This window comes from Bacteroides congonensis, assembly GCF_900130125.1.
GTDB lineage: Bacteria > Bacteroidota > Bacteroidia > Bacteroidales > Bacteroidaceae > Bacteroides > Bacteroides congonensis.
In genome coordinates this window covers 1,015,055-1,034,168 of the sequence record NZ_FQXY01000010.1, presented here as the reverse complement: position 1 = coordinate 1,034,168, position 19,114 = coordinate 1,015,055, and the positions used below count along the sequence as shown (strand labels likewise).

The following is a 19,114-nucleotide window of genomic DNA, read 5'->3' as shown; positions in this document are numbered from 1 at the left end:
CTTACAATTGGACGTATCAATTACCGTAACCCGGATTCTGTACCATCAACGGATTCGTACTCAAGTCCTCGGCACGGAACACCGTATAGTAGTTCTTTTCAAGGAAAAGACGCTTTCTCTTTTCGGGCACACCGGTTTCAAAAGTGTATTTGCCGCTCTTGATATTGTAATACGGACAGAGAGCCGTACCGCGGAAATTGGTCAGGCCGCCTTTGCTGACATCGAGATGAGCCAGGCGCCAACGTTTCAAATCCCAATAACGATGCTTTTCAAAAGCAAGTTCCACTTTCCGTTCATGACGCACTTTGTCCAGTGTCAGGTTGCCGGCAGTCAATAGTTTGATGCCTGCCCTGCCGCGAATCTCATTGATATCTTTCAATGCCACATCCAGGTGCTGATTCAATTCCATGCAAGCCTCTGCGCGGTTCAGATAGATTTCTGCCAGACGGAAAACCACCCAGGGAGTAGAGGAACGTTTTGCATCGATATCCGTATAGTCCGTCAGGCTTTCATCCAGGAATTTACGCTGATAGAAACCCGTCTTGCTGGCATCGCCTACACTTAACGAGCCACCGTCTTTTCCCGAAGTATTATAAGTCTGCCCGTCTATTACGACCTTGTTCTCCTTGTCCGGCTGGGCGGAAGCTTCATACTTGGTTCCTATACCATCCTGTCCGTTGATGACACCGCGCATCCATTCGATTTTACCGCCACCGTATCCTTTATAATCAGCACCGGGCAGGTAAACCGAACCTAATAAGCGAGGGTCTTTATTCCTAAAGATGTCATACGGGCTATCATAGCTGATAGCTTTTCCACCGCTGTCTTTCATCTTCAGTTTCCCTTCCGTACCATCAATATATTCAAACTCTTCGACCATTTCCAACACCGGAGACATACCGCATCCCCAGCCATCACCACGATAAGAGAAAGGAACATTCAGTTTATCCCACATATGCCCCTTACCGGCAGCTACATTATACTGTTTCTGGAATATATATTCACCGTTATCCCCATTCACTGCTTTGGAGAAGAGATTGTAAAAGTTCTGTGCCAACTCTTCCGGTTCCGTACCGGTCGATTTATACAAGCTATACACACGGGGAACCATTTCATCCAGAATCTTCGATGAAGCAGTATAACATTCGTCAAAGTAACGTTCCGCTTCTGTCTCGGGAATATACACATATCCTTTGGAAACAGCTTCGCCTGTCAGAGTCAGCGTTTTGGAATACTTGGCGATAGTACCGGCATACAGTGCGGCACGTGACCACAAGGCAAGCACCGTTCCACGATTTGCGCGGTATTTGGCATCACTGCTGCGTACTTCCGGCAATGATTCATAAATAGCTTTACATTCATTGATTATGAAATCATAGGTCGCGGCTTCCGTATCACGAGCCTGGTAAAGAGCTTCCGTATTTCCTGCGGTATATTCTTGCGGAACAGTCTGCAAAGGAACGCCCCCATAACGTTTCACCAGTCCGAAGTACTGCATAGCACGGATAAAACGGGCTTCTGCACCGAGTTCTTCTTTCTCATCCTCACTCAATACGGAAGTTTTCCCAATATTCAGCAGGAAGTTATTCACAATACGGATTTGCTTGTAGCGGGTCACCATGTCGTCGTTGAATACATAGTCGCCATAAGAATAGGTAGAATTCGACTTATCGAACGCACTTTCTTTCTGATAACTGGCGGTAGCCTCATCCGAAAGACTGGTCTGATTCGCCAGATTCGCTTTCTTACTTCCATACCAATCATCGTATTCATCCAGTTTCAATCCCGAGTCATACATATCCGCTAATACGGCTGTGATTGCCTTCGGATTTTGCCAAATCAGATCCGGTGTGTTGACACCGCTGGTACTCTCACGGTTCAGATAATCGTCGCATCCCGTCCACAGGAAGATGGACGCTCCGCCTATCAATATATATTTCAGATAATTTCTATTCATTGTCTTTACAGGTTTTAGAAAGTTACATTTACGCCAAAGTTATACGTCTTCATCTGCGGATAGTAGCGTACACCACTGGAGTTACTCTCCGGATCGACATTTTTCATCAGCCCGTCACGCTTGGTGAAGGTCAGCAGATTGTTACAGTTGATATAAAAACGTACCCTGTCGATAGCAGCCTTTTTTGTCAAGACTTTAGGCAGTGTATATCCCAGTTCCAAAGTTTTCAGACGCAGGTAACTTGCGTTGTGCAATGACCATGAGTTGCCGGAACGGTTATCGGCAACACCTGCCACACGTGCGGCAGGCATATAGCCCGGAATCCATTTACTATAAGGGTCGGTCGGATCTTCCCGATGCCAACGGTCGGTCATGATAGCCAGTCCATTACCCAAACCTTGCTGGATAAACGGGTCGAGAATATCCCCGCTGACATAAATATCATGTCCCGCAGCTCCCTGAAAGAAGACAGTCAGGTCGAATCCTTTATATTCTCCGGACATATTCAAGCCGTAGTACATACGGGGTGTAGCACCATGTCCGAGCGGTTGCGTGTCGTTATCATCAATAATACCGTCACCATTGTAGTCTTCGAACTTCAAATCACCCGGCATCAGCGAACGGTTACCGTCCTTATCCTGAACCGGTGAGTTCAGAATCTCTTCAAAAGAGGTAAACTGCCCGATTACTTTCTTTCCCCAACGGATATCTTTGTAACGTCCGTTCGTATTATTACGCCAATTGTCATACATATTGGTGGAAGCCGCCCTCTCTACATAATCATACTTAATTCGGGTAGTGGAGAAGTTGGCCGACACATTGTAATTGAAATTGCCAATCCGGTTCTTATGTCCCACTACAATCTCGAATCCGGTATTGATGTCAGAGTTCAGATTTTCCTGCGGCATTGATTCTCCGAAAATAGTAGGCAGTGAGCCTACACGGGTAGCAGGCAAACCGGAACGGTTTCTACGGAACCAGTCGAATTCTACGGAAATCAGTCCTCTATGATAAGACGCTTCAAAGCCGATATTCATAATTTTCGATTCATACCAAGTCAGCCACGGGTTTGCCATACCTACCGTAGTCATGCCGGAAGTGACTCCGTTGCTACCCATGATATAGCTTCCGTGAGCCGTATATCCATCCAAATATTGGAAAGCATCGAAATCTCCCTCATCGCCCACTTTGGCGTATGAAGCACGGATTTTCAGGTTATCCATATCGGGTAACAGCTTTTTGAAAAAGGCTTCCTCTGAAACACGCCATCCCAAAGAGACACCCGGGAAGAATCCCCAACGATTGCCCGCGCGGAATTTATAAGTTCCGTCATAGCGGAAGTTGAATTCCACCAGATAGCGGTTAGAAAAATCGTAGTTCAAACGTCCCACCAGTCCGGCATGAGCCGTTTCCTGTGTCTTACCGGAAGCTTCCTGATTCGTCTTATCCCCATAATCCAGGTCGGGAATCAACCCGATGGCAAAATCGCGTATTCCGGTCACCCAGTTCTTTTTATCATTATACATTTCCCACACCAGCATAGCGCCGATGTTATGTTTCCCGGCGAATGTATTGTTATAGTTCATAGAGAACTGATAGGTCGGCTTGTCATAGTTCTCCAGTTTCGATTCCAAATGTGCGGTGTTAATCACTTTCTCTATATACTCCTCATTGGCATAATCATATGTATATTCCGAGAGGTCTTTCCGCCACGTTTTCCATTCCTTGTTTGTATAATCGTAGGCAACCAATGCTTTCGCCATCAGTCCTTTTACCCAAGGAAGTTGCCAGGTGACAGCCAATGAGCTGTTAAATTCACGACGCAGGCGGTCTTCGTAACCACTGTCGTCCGAATCGGAAACATGCACGGGGTTCGCCATATCTCCTACGGCTCCCCAATAATCCGGGTTATCATTGGCATACATGGAATAAGTCGGGATGGCCATTTGTGCCGAGCGGAACAAGTTATCGCCATTGTAAGGTTTCTTGCGGTTATCAAAGCGACCGCTCAAACGCAGTTCTACATTCAGTCCTTTGGCCACTTCCACGCTTAGGTTGGAACGGACATTGTAGCGTTGGTAATTCCAGTCGCCCGAACGGATGATACCACCCTGATCCATGTATCCGATGGACATATAATATTTCACTTTCTCCGTACCGCCTGTCAAACTCAAGTTATGTGAAGTTTGTGGAGCCGTGCTGCGCATCGTTTCATTCCACCAGTCTGTACCTGCCGTACCGTTCCGGTAGGCTTCCAGTTGTTCCTGCGAATAAGCGGAAGCTCCACGCCACGGGTTGGCATTATGAATCGCTTCATTATAGAGCGAAGCATACTCATAGGCATTCATCATTTCCGGATAACGGGTCACTTTCTGGAAACCCACATAGCCGTTATATTCTATCTTTACCTTCTGTTCCGTCCCTTTCTTGGTAGTGACCAGCAGAACGCCGTTTGAACCTTTGAAACCGTAGACGGCTGCGGCAGCATCTTTCAGGATAGAAATGGATTCGATGTCATTCGGGTCGAGCTGCGTATAGTCGCGTTCGATACCGTCTACAATCACCAGCATACTTCCATATCCGCGGATATCAACGGAAGCTCCGTCATCACCGGGGCTACCGCTACGCTGTACGGCACGCAAGCCCGGCAAACGTCCGGCAAGCATATTCGTCACACTGGGAGCTTTTACTTCCATCAGCTTATCCGAAGAAATGGCGGCCACCGAACCGGTTACGGAAGCTTTCTTCTGAATACCGTAACCTACCACCACTACTTCGTCCAATGTTTCCGTATCTTCCTGCAAGGTCACTTTCAGTCCGGACTGTCCGTTCACCTTTACTTCTGTTGTTTTATATCCGATGTAGGAAATCTGTAATACTCCGTTAGCGGGAACCGACAAGGTAAACTTACCATCCACATCGGTAATCGTCCCCACACCGGCAGCACCTTTCAGTTGTACCGAAGCTCCGATAACCGGTTCTCCGCCAGCATCAACAACCACACCTTTCACCGTGATATTCCGGACTGTCTGTTCAATACCTGATATCGAAGGACCTTCCGCATATACCGTAAACGGCACGCACAGGAAAGTCCCTGCCATTAAAGCTGAAACAGTAGCTATCTTCAGCCGGTCGTTGAACGACTTTAAGACAACCGTGTTCATTTTACAAGCATGTTTCATAGATTAAATTAGTTATGTGTTTTAAGTTTCGAATCTATATCGCTATCACATATCGCTACTGCAACCTGCGAATCGGCACAGCCATAGTAGAGATATAATTTGTTTTTAAAGTAAGCCAGTCCCTCGATAAATACCGTTCCGTCCTTGTACTGACCGCTTTTTTCGAAAGCGGCTTCGGGCACAAAGAAAGGTTTGTCCAATCGGTCGAGCACCTTATAAGGGTCATTGGTGTCGAACAGAAACTGCCCCGCACAATAAGCGCCTGCCGGATACGCAGGATCTCTTTCTTCCTTATATCCGTTCTTGCCATTGTATAGCAATACGATACCGTTTGCCGTCTTTATTGCAGGTGGCCCGCATTCCGTCAAGCGGCTGTCGAAATACCCACTGCGGGGTTTGGCTATTTCCCTTAGTTCGTTGTTTTCGTTCAGTACCGGAGTCCAGTCGGTCAGGTTGTCGGAAGTTGCGGCACATACCGCATTCTCTCCCCAGTACATAAAGTATTTGCCATCCACTTTCTCTATGACCAGTCTGCCATCTTTCACTCCGGTGACAAGAGAAGCCGATTTGCTTGCTATATTGGCAAAACGCCCGTTGTATGCTTTCGCAAAAGCGAGTCCGTGTTTTGTCCAGTTTTTCAAGTCCCTGGAAGTAGCCACCGCCAGGCGGGGAAGGTTGCGGTTCCAGGCAGTATAAAGCATAACGTACAGTCCGTCTTCCGTCATTGCCACACGCGGGTCTTCGCAACCGCCTTCCCATTCTATTTCCTTAAAACCGTCTTCGGAAGGAAATAATATCGGCGCGTCCGACCGGCTCATCATCACTCCGTCCGTACTTTCCGCATAGCCAATACGGGATGTTCTCTTTCCTATCCCCTGAGCCGAATTGTCTTCCGCGCGGTAGAGTACCACAATCTTCCCGTCTTTGACAGTTGCCGCCGGATTGAACGTATCACTCTCTTCCCATCTTACCGTTTGCTTGCGCATCGGACATTGAAAAGTTGTCGGTTGCGGGGAAATCACCGGATTTACCCCTTCCGGACGAACAAAAGGGCCGAGTGCCCATTGTCCGCTCTGTTCTTCGACAGTTACGGATGCCTGTTTTTGACCGGAGCATCCAGCCAGTGTCATCATACCGAATAAATAGATTACAGATCTTAGTGTTATCATACGTCGTTTTTTTAATTTTTCAAATCAGTCGTTCATCGTTTTTCTGTCAGCAAAACTATCGCAGCCCCGCAACAATAGAGTGTACTATATTCTCAAAAGGGTATATAGGTGCTGTACAACATAAGAATTCATCCGTTTGCAATGGCGACTTAATGATTTTGGAATATTAGTGAACCGTTTGATTCTGTTTAATGATGTTCTGAGCCAATGGGTAGGCTATCAATTGCAAAGCTCCTACCAATATCAGCGCATATTTCAAGGCAAAATCCTGTGATATGGCAAAAGCAAGCACCATAAAAAGGATGAGTCCGAAAGCACGTCCCAGGAACAATCCGAATTCGTGACTTAAAATATAGGTGTATTCATTTCTTTTCTCGATTTTAACTACTGCGTCGATGGTCTGCATCATAATAGGATAATAAGGCAAATCGAACAAGGGCTGAAAGATTACCTTACAGAGGACAAAGATAATCACTCCGGTGGCTGAAAACAAGATTCCATTGAACAGAGTACCGATAAAAAAGACGAGTAACCCGGCTATAAATATCTTCGGGCGGTCTTCGGGTCTGGCAATGCGCCCCAGTACATAGACCAGGATAGCCGTCAGTGTGCCACTGATTCCCTGTATCAGCCCCAATACTCCTTCATCGCCTACCAATTTTAAAACCAGGATAGCAGGAGCAGTCACCAAAAATCCCTGTACCATTCCTTTCAGGGAAGCCAGCAACAGCATTTTCTTCCAAAGTGTACAGAACCGGAAATACAGAAAATTCTTCTGCACCGGATTGGCAAACTTGCCGCGCCACAAAACAGCTACGGCAAACAGAGTCACGACTATGACCCCTACTGTCACCAAACGATAGGCTCCATTAATATCAATCAGGCATCCCATGATTTCCTTGCCGTCTATCTGGCTGATAAATGCACCAATCAGCAAGGGAACAGTTATCGAAGTGATGGAGAAAAAGAAAGATTCCAGTCCGAAGAAATAGTTCCGGCTGTCATCGGTCGTATTGTTGAGAGTCAATAGATAACGGTTAGTCCAAAAGAAGCCCGATGCAGCCCCGAGTACAAAACCTGCTATGCCCAATTCTACAAAGCCCAACGACTTTACCAGCATCATGGCAAACATTGACAATCCGCTCACTAATATTCCACCCGCATACAGTACTTTCACGCTGACATGCCGCAACAGGAAGCCGTTGACAAACGAAGTTGCCATGATACCGATATACATGAAAAGCTGATAGAAAGCTACGGAAACTGGTTCGCTCGTGTGACGCATCACATAAGCGCCCACAAATATCTCTACCACAGGAAGCACGAACGCGTAGAGCAGGTTAGTCATCAACAGTACACGCACATTAGGTGTCTGCTGTCTGAAGAATTGGTATTCTCTTTTAAGTTTATTCATTCCCTACCTTAATATATGTCATGACTTTAATGAACGAAGAATTTCTTCAATAGATAACTTCGCTCCGCAGATTACCTCGTCACTTGCACCATAGTAAATGGTCACTGTATCCCCCTCTACCAAATGACCGTTAGTGAAGACTACATTTCCGAAAAATCCAGTCTGCTCGTAGGGAGCAATCGGCTCCATTATAGGAGCTTTGCTTCGGGCGATTACCTTAGAGGGGTCATTCAAATCAAGCAGAAGGGCTCCCAAGCAATAGCGGTTCTGATAATCTGCACCATGATAAATCTCCAGCCATCCTTCCTCTGTACGGATAGGCGCGGCACCTGCGCCCACACGGGCACAATCCCAACTATCGGGACGAGTGGTCGCAATACAACGGTGGTTGCCCCAATGCAAGCGGTCGGGGGATTCGGCAAGCCAGATATAGTTGCCACCCAGTTCGGGACTACTCGGACGATGCAGGGCAAGGTATTTTCCGTTTATTGTCTCTTCAAACAAGGCACAATCTTTATTATGAGGGGGAAAAATCATACCGTGACGAGTATAATTCTTCCAGTCACGAGTGTGAATCAGCCCCACGCCGACAGCAACCGAAGAGACTTCGGTAAACGTCAGGTAATAACCATCGGCAGTAGTGGCTACCCGACAATCTTCGATGCCGAAAGCTTCCAAAGCTCCCTGACCGAAAATAGGCGGATAATCCGGCTCTTCTTTAAAGTGGATGCCATCCTCGCTCGATACCAGCCGGAGATAAGACATGGTAGTCAGATAATTCTGTCCCGCATATCCTATCACACGAGGGTCAGAAGCATCCAGTTTCGGGTCATTTTCGTCAAAAGAGAGTACTTCTATCTTCCTTTCCTTATTATATACAGGAAAACTAATCACTCCCTGTTTCTGCACAGGGCGTTCGGCCACCCGCAACAATAACCATATTTTTCCATCGAAACGGAACACGCCGGGATTCAGGAAACAAGTAATTTCCATCCCTTCTATTCCCGGTTGTAAATCGGATGGTTTCAGTAACGGGTTCTGATGAAATCGTTTTGCAATATCCATTTTTAGATTATTAAATATGTGTTGTTTTTACTTCTCGTGGCAAAGCTACCCCACATGGTAACGGAAAGAGTGTACTATATTCTCAAAAGGGTATACAGGTGTTGTACAGCATATTTTTATCTTTGTTTTCTTATTTTTCCTCTCTATCTTTGCGATATGATTCTACGAAAACACCCATATTTCCGTTACATCTGCATCCTTATTTATTCATGCCTGATGCCCGCTTTATTACATTCGCAGAATGTAGTAAAACAGATTTCCAATGCGGACGGATTATCCAATAATTCGGTGAATTGCTTCCTCGAAGATTCGGAACATACGCTTTGGGTAGGGACATGGGACGGGCTGAATGCATACAACGGACGTAGCTTCAAAACCTATTCTTATAATAAGAGAGAGGCCGGTTCTATCAGCAACAACGTCATTTGGCAAATTATCGAGCAGAGCGATTCTATTCTGTGGGTGTCTACGGACTATGGAGTAAACCGATGGAAACGTTCCACGCAACAATTTACTCCTTATTATCTGGGTACACAGAATAACCCGCCGAAACAGGAGAAATCATTTCTGTTGGGCATCACTTCCGGCAAGCATATCATCTGCTACGTGAAAGAACAGGGCTTATTCTATTTTGACGACCGGAAACAGGAGTTTGTCTCATTGAAGAATGACCTTCCTGATGACATCAGAAACTTCGTTATTGATTCCAAAGACCAATTGTTTTTTCTCACAGGACATGGACAATTGTTACATTATCAACTGGGTATCCATAATTCCAGTCCCGAACTTTCTTTCAAGGAAGAAATCAAGCAACCTGTCCCTGTTTCCAATATTTATCTTTCCCAGGATTGCCTCATCATTCACAATGACCGGACGTTGACCGTTTCACAAGATAACCGCATATTGGATAGCATCGACATTCCTGAAAACAAGACTGTGTCACAAGCCATCTGCCACGGGGAATATCTTTTTATCAGCTTTATCGAAGGGGGATGTATCAGGTATAATCTCGAAAACGGGACTTCAACGAAGTTACCCCAACTACCGGCGAAGGCTTCTATTTTTACTATTTATATCGGTTCTCAGAATATCCTCTGGGTAGGTACGGACGGGCAAGGAATATTGGAAGTGTATGAACATACTTCTCCATTCCATACCGTAAAGACGGATTATCCGGTACGTTGTTTCTGCGAAGAAGACAACGGCAATATACTCGCAGGGACGAAAGGAGAAGGTATTCTTCTGCTCGACAAACAGGAGCGGAGCGTCAATCCCTATCTATCAACCGCCAACGGACTAATCTCCAATTCCGTTTATACCATCCGGAAAAATATGTCCGGGGATATATTTATCGGAACCGAAGGAGCAGGCATTAATTATATTCCACTCAACAGCGGTCAGGTGAAGAAGCTGAATATTCCCACCGGATTTCCGGTTTTCAGGGCTGTGTACAGTATCCTGTTTACTCATAATGATTCACTTTTATGGTTGGGCACTTCCGGTTACGGGCTTATCAAGTTAAGCCTGCAAAGGGACGGAAAAGCCTATAAAGTGACAGACATGAAACAATATAAATCTCCCGGCCCTTCTTCACCAAGCAATAATATTATCTATTCGGTTATTGCCGGATACAATGAGAATGAACTTTGGCTAGGCACGCGAGGGGGCGGAATCAATAAGTTCGATATTGCCTCCGAACGTTTCCGGCAGATTAATGAAATAGATTCCGGTTTGTCCCTGACTAACAATGACGTGATTTATCTGACTAAAGGAGATTCCACGAGTATCTGGATAGGTACAAGCTATGGACTTAACCGGTTGTTCCCGACAGCCAATCCCCCTTCTATCATCGAATATACGGATAATAACGGATTACCCAATAATACGATTCACGGTATCCTGAAAGATGAGAACGGGAATATTTGGGCAAGCACCAATCAAGGTATCTCCTTTATCGACCTGCCTTCGGGAAAGATTACTAACTATTCTTCGAGAAACGGACTGCAAAACGATGAATTCTCTGACGGAGCTATTTTCAAGGATAAAGCCGGATGGTTGTATTTCGGCGGTGTCAGCGGACTGAATTATTTCGACGAGAACAAGATACGATTGAGGGAACACGTCGCTTCGTTGAGCCTGAACAGTCTGAAAATAAACAATGCCAGTCAGAATATTTATGAACGGATTCGTAATCATACGCTCCGGTTGGATTATGACGAGCCTTATATCACATTGGGATTTGCCGCGCATGATTTTATCAATAATGAGAATTGTGAGTTCAGTTACCGTATTATTGACTTTGCCGACGAGTGGATTTATAATGAGAACAATTCAAATATAGTTATCACCAAACTGCCGCCGGGCAAATACAAACTGGAAGTAAAATGTACCAATGGTGACCGGGTATGGAGCAATCAAGTCTATTCGCTTCATCTGGACGTTGCCTATCCCTGGTGGCTCAGTACCACTGCTTTTATCATATACTTTATCCTGATTGCCATTGCTATCTATATCACGCAGTCCGTCATCAAAAACCGGATTCGGCTGAATCGTCAGATTCTACTGGAGCATATAGAAAAACAGAACCAACAACGTATCCACGAATCGAAACTGAACTTCTTCACGAATGTGGCACATGAGTTCTTCACTCCGCTGACGCTGATATATGGCCCGGCTCAGCACTTGTTGGAAAAGGCAGACCTAGACAGTTATACCAAAAGATATATCTACATTATCAAAAACAATGCCGACCGGATGCAGAAACTTATCAACGAACTGATGGAGTTCCGGAAAGCAGAATCGGGACATACGGCTATCTATGCGGAGAGAGTGGATATTCAGTTACTCGTTGATTATGTATCGGACAACTATACCGGTATAGCTGAAGAAAATAAGATAGACTTCAGTTTCAAAAGCAAAGAAGTATCATCTTTTACGACAGACCGGAATGCATTGGAAAAAATAATCTTCAATTTACTTTCCAACGCATTCAAATACACGCCGTCCGGCGGATATATCCGTGCCGAGATACGGCAGAATGTCGCTGACGGGACATTACATTTTCGCATACGCAATTCAGGCAAGGGACTGACTGAGAAACAAATGAGCGAGATATTCAGCCGGTTCAAGATTTTTGAGAGCAGTAACCTGAAACATGCGGGAAGTACCGGAGTCGGACTGAATCTGACCAAGAGCTTGACGGAGTTACTGGGTGGTGAAATCAATGTAAGAAGCGTATTGGGAGAATATGTAGAGTTCAATGTATCTCTGCCACCTATGCACGTGAATTCAGAAAAGGCAAGTCAGTCGGCAGAAGAGGAGACAGAAGCCGATGAAATGCTTTTTGTCCCTAAACAAAAGGAAATTAGTATATTGATTGTAGAAGATGAAAAGAATATCCGCGAACTTCTGAAAGATATCCTGCTCCCTTATTATCAGGTTCGGGAAGCGGCTGATGGAGAAGAGGCGCTGAAAGAAGTTGAACAGAAACAACCGGATATTATTATCAGCGATGTATTGATGCCCAAACTGGACGGCATCACCCTCACGGACATATTGAAATCCAATGAGCGGACAGCTCATATTCCGATTATCCATATCTCTGCCAAGAACTCTATCGAAGACCAGATTAACGCTTACAATCATGGAACGGACTTATATATTCCCAAACCTTTCCACCCGAGACATGTATTGAGCGCGGTAGAGAATATGATTAATAAATACTCCCTGATGAAAGAGTATTTCAAATCCGGCCGTTCCTCTCTCATCGTAAGAGACGGAATCTCCATGCACAAAGAGGATGAGTTGCTACTGGACAAGATTATCAAATTCATAGAAGATAATATTGACGACGAATCCATAAACCCGGATTCTCTCGCTGACTTTATTGGGGTAAGCAAAGCAGGACTGTACCGTAAGCTCAAAGAATTGACGGAAAAGACACCAAGCGAATTTGTCCGGACTATCCGCCTGGAATATGCGGCCGGCCTGTTAAAGACTACCAAACTTACCGTCACCGAGATTATGTATAAATCGGGCTTCTCGAACAAGTCTTATTTCTATCGGGAGTTTGCCAAGTTATACAACACTTCTCCCAAAGAATATAGAAGTGAACATACAAAAGAAAAAGATACTAAATAACCATCTAACAATAAAAACAATGAGAAAACTTTTTATTGTATTGGCGCTCTGCGGTGTGTCAATACTGAATGCGCAACAACTGAATGTTGCTTCTTACAATGTACGAAACAGTAACCCGAACGATGCCAAAACCGGAAACGGCTGGGAACAGCGGTGCCCGGTACTCACCCAGTTAATAACTTTTCATGATTTCGACATATTCGGAGCGCAGGAAGTGAAACATAATCAACTGGAAGATATGCTGAATGCCTTGCCGCAATACAGTTATATAGGCGTAGGAAGGGATGACGGGAAAACGAAAGGGGAATATGCACCTGTCTTCTACCGAAAAGATAAATTCAAGCTACTCAAATCAGGAAACTTTTGGTTATCGGAAGATACCTCGAAGCCGAATAAGGGATGGGATGCAGCCTATACCCGTATCTGTACATGGGGAGAATTCAAAGATATTACAGGTAAGTTCAGATTTTGGTTCTTTAATCTGCACATGGATCATATCGGAGTAGTGGCACGTCGCGAAAGTGCCAAGCTGGTTATCAGCAAGATTAAAGAGATGTGTGGCAAAGAACCCGTCATACTTACAGGAGATTTCAATGTAGACCAGACCAGCGAAAGCTATCAAGTACTTCACGAATCCGGAATATTATCAGACTCTTATGAGGTCGCGCAATTGAGATATGCAACGAATGGAACATGTACGGGATGGAATCCGGATACATATACTCCCAATCGTATCGACCATATTTTCGTTACTAAAAACTTTGTTGTTGAAAAGTACGGAGTACTGACGGACACTTACCGGATTAAGAATGAAGCTACCGGAAAGTATGAAGCACGTATCCCTTCAGACCATTTTCCAGTGAAGGCGGTATTGAAATATACCAAGTAAGCAAAGCAGAATTCGAAATGATAATATAAGCCTGTCAATGTTCTATTTTTAATATTTTGCAGGGAAATAGCTGGTTAGAAAATAACGAACCAGAAAATAAACTGCATAAATAAATGCATGAGCATACAAAAAGCAGCCTAATATTACATAAAACCAAACAGGATATGCATCTTTCTCTATTCGGAAACTGTTCATTGCTTTAAAACCAACGAGATGTTCCTCGGTGTGCATCGACTTGTTCCTCACCGGGGAAGTTATCGTTTCCCGCTGAGGAAGATAAAAATGAGCTATTAAGAAGCATTTTCTATCTAGTTTATCATAATATATCGAAAAGGGAAAAACAATAAAATGATTAGTTATTCGGATATTTACTCTCCGAATAACTAAAATAATCAAGAATCTGTCACACCTCAAATAAAATATTCTCAAAACAGCAGAAATAGAGAATCACATAATTGCAAATGCTTGGCATCTTCCTGCTTTTCCTTACCAAACTGCGATTTACGTCCTTCTCCGATGATTAAATATTCCTTTTTTAAGAATCATCGTTTTTTAAGAGGACTACTGATTTATTCAAAAGGCTCTTTCAAACATAACGAATTACATTTCTGATACGAGTTTCGTGCGAAAACATTATCAATATAAAAACATCTGAAAACATAGACAGAAACAATTTCGATATTAATAATGCCAATCACTTGATACAGAAACCTTCCTTCTCTTTATTCTCCTTCCATAATATCCGGCTTTTAGGGTATTAATATTTGGCAACTGATAAATTATGACTTAATAAACAGGCTAGTAACAGACGAAAGAATAAGTTGAAAGAGCCAGCGGATACAGTCGAGGCAATTAGCTTGCCAACAGCCGCCCCGCCCTACTTAGTTAAAAAGCAACCATAATCTGCTCATTAATACCTTTATCAGGTATCCGCACACTACACATACCGTTTTCCTTATCCCAACTCCATAGTACGGATTCCGTATTATTCTCCAAATCTGCTTCCAGTCTTTCCGGTCTGGCTTTCTTTATTTTCTTCCCTTGGACAGTTACCTCTTTGGGCACTTTCGCAGAATAAATACGGAATAGAAGATTTCTTGGACCGGGGACAGTGTACCCCTTTCCTTCGCGGGCAGAAACAGTCAGCTCAATTCCATCCGGCAAGGTTCGGCATACAATGGGAGTTTTTGCAAACTCGTCACGTTGGTATCCCAGGTCTTCTCCTTCGTCCTCGTAGAGAGTAAAATTCGCCTGTACACCTTCCTGTGCCGGAAAGATTTCAAAAGTCAGCGGATATACCGGCTTCTCATGGGTGTAGTTCATTACAGGCATGGTAGGTATAATAGAACCTTGTTTTACAAACATCGGTATGGAAGACAAGGGAGCGTCGACGGTAGTCCATTGCTCACCGGCGTAGACCGTCTGCTTGTTGTTATAGTCAATCCATGTACCTTCGGGCAGGTAGACGTTCTTTGTGCGGGCACCTTTCTTTACGACGGGGGCTATTAATAATTCACTGCCGAATAAGAATTGGGCATCCGTGGAGAAAGTTTCCGTATCCGCCGGATATTCAAGGAAAAGAGGACGCATGATAGGCAATCCCGTATCGTAAGCCTCGCGGGCGTAGGTGTAGATATATGGTAGTAGACGATATTTGAGTTCGATAGCCGCTTTAGCGTTCTTTTCCGCTTCCGAACCGAATAGCCAGGGTTCTACTGCGTTATCCCCTTCGTGGTGAATACGGCTCAAAGGGTTGAAAGCACCGAATTGCACCCAGCGGGTATAGAGTTCCGCCATAGCCGGATAATCTTCGATGTCTCCGCAATAGCCTGTAATATCACAAGTAGAAAACGGGATTAGTCCCAAGCCGGCGGAAAGCATTACTGGAATCTGATTGGCTAGCTGTCCCCAACCTTGCAATACATCGTCCCCGTTGCCACAATCACCTGTCCAACCGAACGTATAGCGTTGTAATCCCGCATAGGCGGCACGGGTCATTTGGAAAATACGGCGGTTCGGGTTTCTCTTTTCAAATTGCTCTTTGACTACCTTGTCCCAGGTCAGTCCGTAGACGTTATGGATTTCATCGTGCATGCCGAGGTAGTGCTGCATGACCAAACGTTCCGTTTGCTCTTCGTTGCTCCAGGCAGGTTCGCCCATATCCGTCCAAAAGCCGGAGATGCCGTCGTCAACAGGTTTCTGTTGATAAGTTCCCCACCAGTCGGCTACGGCGGGTAAGGTGAAGTCCACCACACCGCAGTTACCACCCCAAGGCCAGGGCATATCGTAACTCTTGCCGGTCGTACTGTCCTTTACGAAATAACCCAGGCGGTCTGCTTCTTCCCATTGCTTTTTATTGGCTTGGGAGATAACCGGGTCTTGGGATACGATTACTTTGAAGCCCATCCCTTTCAGGTCGGAAAGCATCTTCTTCGGGTTCTCATAGTTCCCTTTCCGCCATTCGAAGTCCTGCAAGTGTTCCGTCCAGCCGATGTCCTGATAGATAATGTCACAAGGGATTCCCCGCTTACGGTAGCCTTCGGCTATTTCGCGACTTAACTTCTCGCTTGTCAACAAGCCACGGCATTGCGCAAAGCCTAAAGCCCATTTCGGGGGCATGATAGGTTTGCCGGTCAGGTCGACGTATTGGCTGATGATTTCTTTATAGTCTTTACCAAAGATAAAGTAATAAATCATTTCGCCGTCCGGGGCTTCGAAGCTGTAATAATCACGGCTTTCCGTACCGAACTTGAATTCCGTCTTATATGTATTATCCAGGAAGATGCCATATCGGTAGCTGCTCATAAAGAAAGGGATGCTTTTGTAAAGCGGGTCTTCAGCTACGCTGTAACAAGGCTTGTCGCTATTCCACATTTTATATGACTCTCCGCGACGGTTCATCTTGCCCGCTTTCTCACCAAGTCCGAAGAAATGCTCGTCACGACGGAGAACCTTATATTCCACTTTCCTTGTTCCTTCACTCACGTGCCCCTTGTCGGCATAGTCACTAAACAGGAGCTTCTGATACTTGTCGAATATCTGAAGGCTCATGGGGGATTTATTCACCCGGATGCGCAGCTTCTGGGTGAATATTTCGTAGCAGGCAGCCTGCTCGTCCACATGAATCGCACCTACCTCTTCCAGTTCCTCATTGATGACGGCAAAAGAAGCGTTCTTCCGCTGAAATCGCCCGTCGGGCGAGAAGTATATTTTTACTACGGAAGGGCTGCAAAGTTGCAGTTGCAAGGCGGCGCTGTCCGCCAGGTGAAAAGTCACCCGGCGTCCCTGCTGCGAGAAAGAAGTACATGCTTTCGCACCGTCAGTAGCCCAAAGCACTGAAAGGGGGAGAAAACAGGCTATCATCCATACTATTATCCTGGTCATACTTCTTTGGCTCTCCCTTACAATGTTTCCACTTCTGACTATTATCCTGTTCATACCTATTATTCTGTCCATATTATTCTGTTCATACTATTCTGCGCATGTTTTTCTACGCATATTATCCTGTTCATATTCACAGTTGCCGCTTGTTTATTCGTATTCCACTACAAGCATTGTCCAGTAACTCAATGACGGAAGCGTCACCTTTATCTCGTTTCCTTCCTGCGTAAAGTCCAGCTTCCGGGATACTCCGAAACTCGCATCCGGTGAAGCCACCCAAACGGATTGTACCGTACCTTTTACGGTTATCTTTGTCTGAGCCGACTCAATCAAAGAAGGCGCAGCCTGTGTTCCGTTAGAGTCACACCAGTCGAGATGCACGGCATTGGTATAGTTCAGGAAATGAATCACGTCCCTGTTGTCGAACCGTTTTCCGACAGTCGCTATCTGATTGCGGACGGGCGGCCATTGGTTAATAGTCATCTTTCCATCCATAGAAGAAACTGTAGCACCATAGAATTCTCCGCCGTCACGCAAGAGGTTCTCATATCCGGTGATAAAGTCGTAGTAAGTAACCATCGCCTTCTTCAGTTCCCCTTTCATCGACAGATTGCTGTTAGGGAAATATTCGGTTGTCAGCATATGTTCGCCCAATTCGAGATGCGCACCGCCCCATGCATGGATAGCGGCATTTGCCATTAATACACCGGGCGTATTAAAGTAACCGCGTCCCTCGCCGCCGAGCTTATAATTCATATAAGCAGCCAATACGGTTTTCTTTCCGTTCGACCATTTATCATTGTCCGTGATAACGCCGGAAAGGATGCTGAAACCATTACTGGTGGGTTTGTCCCAAACTTCCGTATAGAGGAAGTCCACCGGAGAATTGGCAATCTGGTCTTTCTGCCCGTATTGAGATACGGCATTCATTACCAACGACTTTTCCGGCTGCGCTTCTTTCATCGCTTTTATAAACGCGGGGAAAGTAGCCGCAAGGTCAACGGAGTTACCGTTATAATCGTATAAAGTTCCCCGTCCGCCCAACTGGTCAATCTGATAGCCGTCGAAATCAAAGACTTCATATACATCGTTGTTTTGCTGAACCATGTAATCCCTCCATTCCTGCAAAGCGGGATTCGTCAGATAAATGTTGCTCTTGAAAGGAGAGCCCAGCGGATGATAATCCTTGTTTCCATGGTTCCTGTCCTTGAACAGATACCAATTTTCCTTTACGCCATCATCGACAGCATCGTTCAAAGCTCCATAAGCAAGATTATAGAAAAGAGATTTCATCCCCCGCTTATGACCGGCATCAATATATCCCTGTACGGTAGAACGGTAACAATCACGGTTGATAATATCTTTCCATACGTCCATCGGAGAGGAAGGTGAACCCGCCAACGGCTTATGATGCTTGTAATGCCAGTCCTGATACTGCACATAGTTGATATGATGGCGGTTCAGGTTATCCATTACCTTGTTAATCTCCTTTTCGCTCATTTTGCCATATTCGGAGAGAAATCCGTTGCGCGGAAAACGTGCAGGGTCGGAAGACACATCAATGGCAATGCTGCCCAGAACAACCTCTTCGCCATTCTCTACTGTATATAAGTCGACCATATAACCTTTAAAGTCATCTGCCGGCGGATTCCAACTCCATGACTTTCCGGTGAGGGGAGTTTCGGAAAGCACCTTGTTGAGATGCTTGTACCGGATGGTCACTTGCCCTTCGGGCAGATTATTCAGAGAGAGCTGCACCGGTTCCCCCGGTTTGTAGGCAGCCTTATCGGTAGACAGCAGTACGGTGATATAGCCGTCTCCGTAAGTAATAGGATTGTGCGAAGGCTCGTCGTCGATACAACCGGCCAATGAAAAAGCCAGGATACAAGCCATTATATATTTCGTCAGTTTCATAAT

Annotated in this window: 9 protein-coding genes; 2 read left to right on the top strand and 7 right to left on the bottom strand. The window is 45.2% G+C overall.

Translation table 11 applies throughout. From position 1 onward, the window contains the following. Positions 1-16: 16 nt before the first annotated feature. The 5 genes from BQ7997_RS15260 to BQ7997_RS15240 all read right to left on the bottom strand — a co-directional run bounded on the left by BQ7997_RS15260 (position 17) and on the right by BQ7997_RS15240 (position 8,787). Positions 17-1,957 carry a RagB/SusD family nutrient uptake outer membrane protein gene (locus BQ7997_RS15260; RefSeq protein WP_044654497.1) on the bottom strand — a complete coding sequence of 647 codons (1,941 nt, stop codon included), beginning with the start codon at positions 1,955-1,957 and terminating at the stop codon, positions 17-19. A 14-nt stretch (positions 1,958-1,971) separates the two neighbouring features. After that, the gene (locus tag BQ7997_RS15255) at positions 1,972-5,139 is read right to left on the bottom strand and encodes a SusC/RagA family TonB-linked outer membrane protein (protein WP_073347102.1); all 3,168 of its coding nucleotides are present in this window, start codon (positions 5,137-5,139) and stop codon (positions 1,972-1,974) included. A gap of 8 nt (positions 5,140-5,147) precedes the next feature. Then, positions 5,148-6,308: a glycoside hydrolase family 130 protein gene (locus BQ7997_RS15250; RefSeq protein ID WP_097677811.1), complete on the bottom strand. Its 1,161-nt coding sequence runs from the start codon at positions 6,306-6,308 to the stop codon at positions 5,148-5,150. 166 nt (positions 6,309-6,474) lie between these two features. Further along, positions 6,475-7,722, bottom strand: coding sequence for an MFS transporter (locus BQ7997_RS15245; protein WP_022137547.1), 1,248 nt, complete (start codon positions 7,720-7,722; stop codon positions 6,475-6,477). Between the two features lie 18 nt (positions 7,723-7,740). Beyond that, entirely contained in the window at positions 7,741-8,787 is a 1,047-nt protein-coding gene (locus BQ7997_RS15240; RefSeq protein ID WP_022137546.1) for a glycoside hydrolase family 130 protein, read from the bottom strand. 156 nt (positions 8,788-8,943) lie between these two features. On the opposite strand from BQ7997_RS15240, the gene BQ7997_RS15235 reads away from it, so the two are divergent. Beyond that, positions 8,944-12,927, top strand: coding sequence for a hybrid sensor histidine kinase/response regulator transcription factor (locus BQ7997_RS15235; RefSeq protein ID WP_073347458.1), 3,984 nt, complete (start codon positions 8,944-8,946; stop codon positions 12,925-12,927). A gap of 19 nt (positions 12,928-12,946) precedes the next feature. Then, the gene (locus tag BQ7997_RS15230; protein ID WP_073347101.1) at positions 12,947-13,816 is read left to right on the top strand and encodes an endonuclease/exonuclease/phosphatase family protein; all 870 of its coding nucleotides are present in this window, start codon (positions 12,947-12,949) and stop codon (positions 13,814-13,816) included. An 885-nt stretch (positions 13,817-14,701) separates the two neighbouring features. Here BQ7997_RS15230 and BQ7997_RS15215 read toward each other — a convergent pair. Together BQ7997_RS15215 and BQ7997_RS15210 are read right to left on the bottom strand one after the other, a co-directional pair. Continuing rightward, complete coding sequence (locus BQ7997_RS15215) at positions 14,702-17,179, bottom strand: glycoside hydrolase family 31 protein (RefSeq protein ID WP_394333742.1); 2,478 nt, start codon at positions 17,177-17,179, stop codon at positions 14,702-14,704. A 168-nt stretch (positions 17,180-17,347) separates the two neighbouring features. After that, the gene (locus tag BQ7997_RS15210; protein ID WP_073347098.1) at positions 17,348-19,111 is read right to left on the bottom strand and encodes an endo-dextranase; all 1,764 of its coding nucleotides are present in this window, start codon (positions 19,109-19,111) and stop codon (positions 17,348-17,350) included. Positions 19,112-19,114 lie beyond the last annotated feature (3 nt).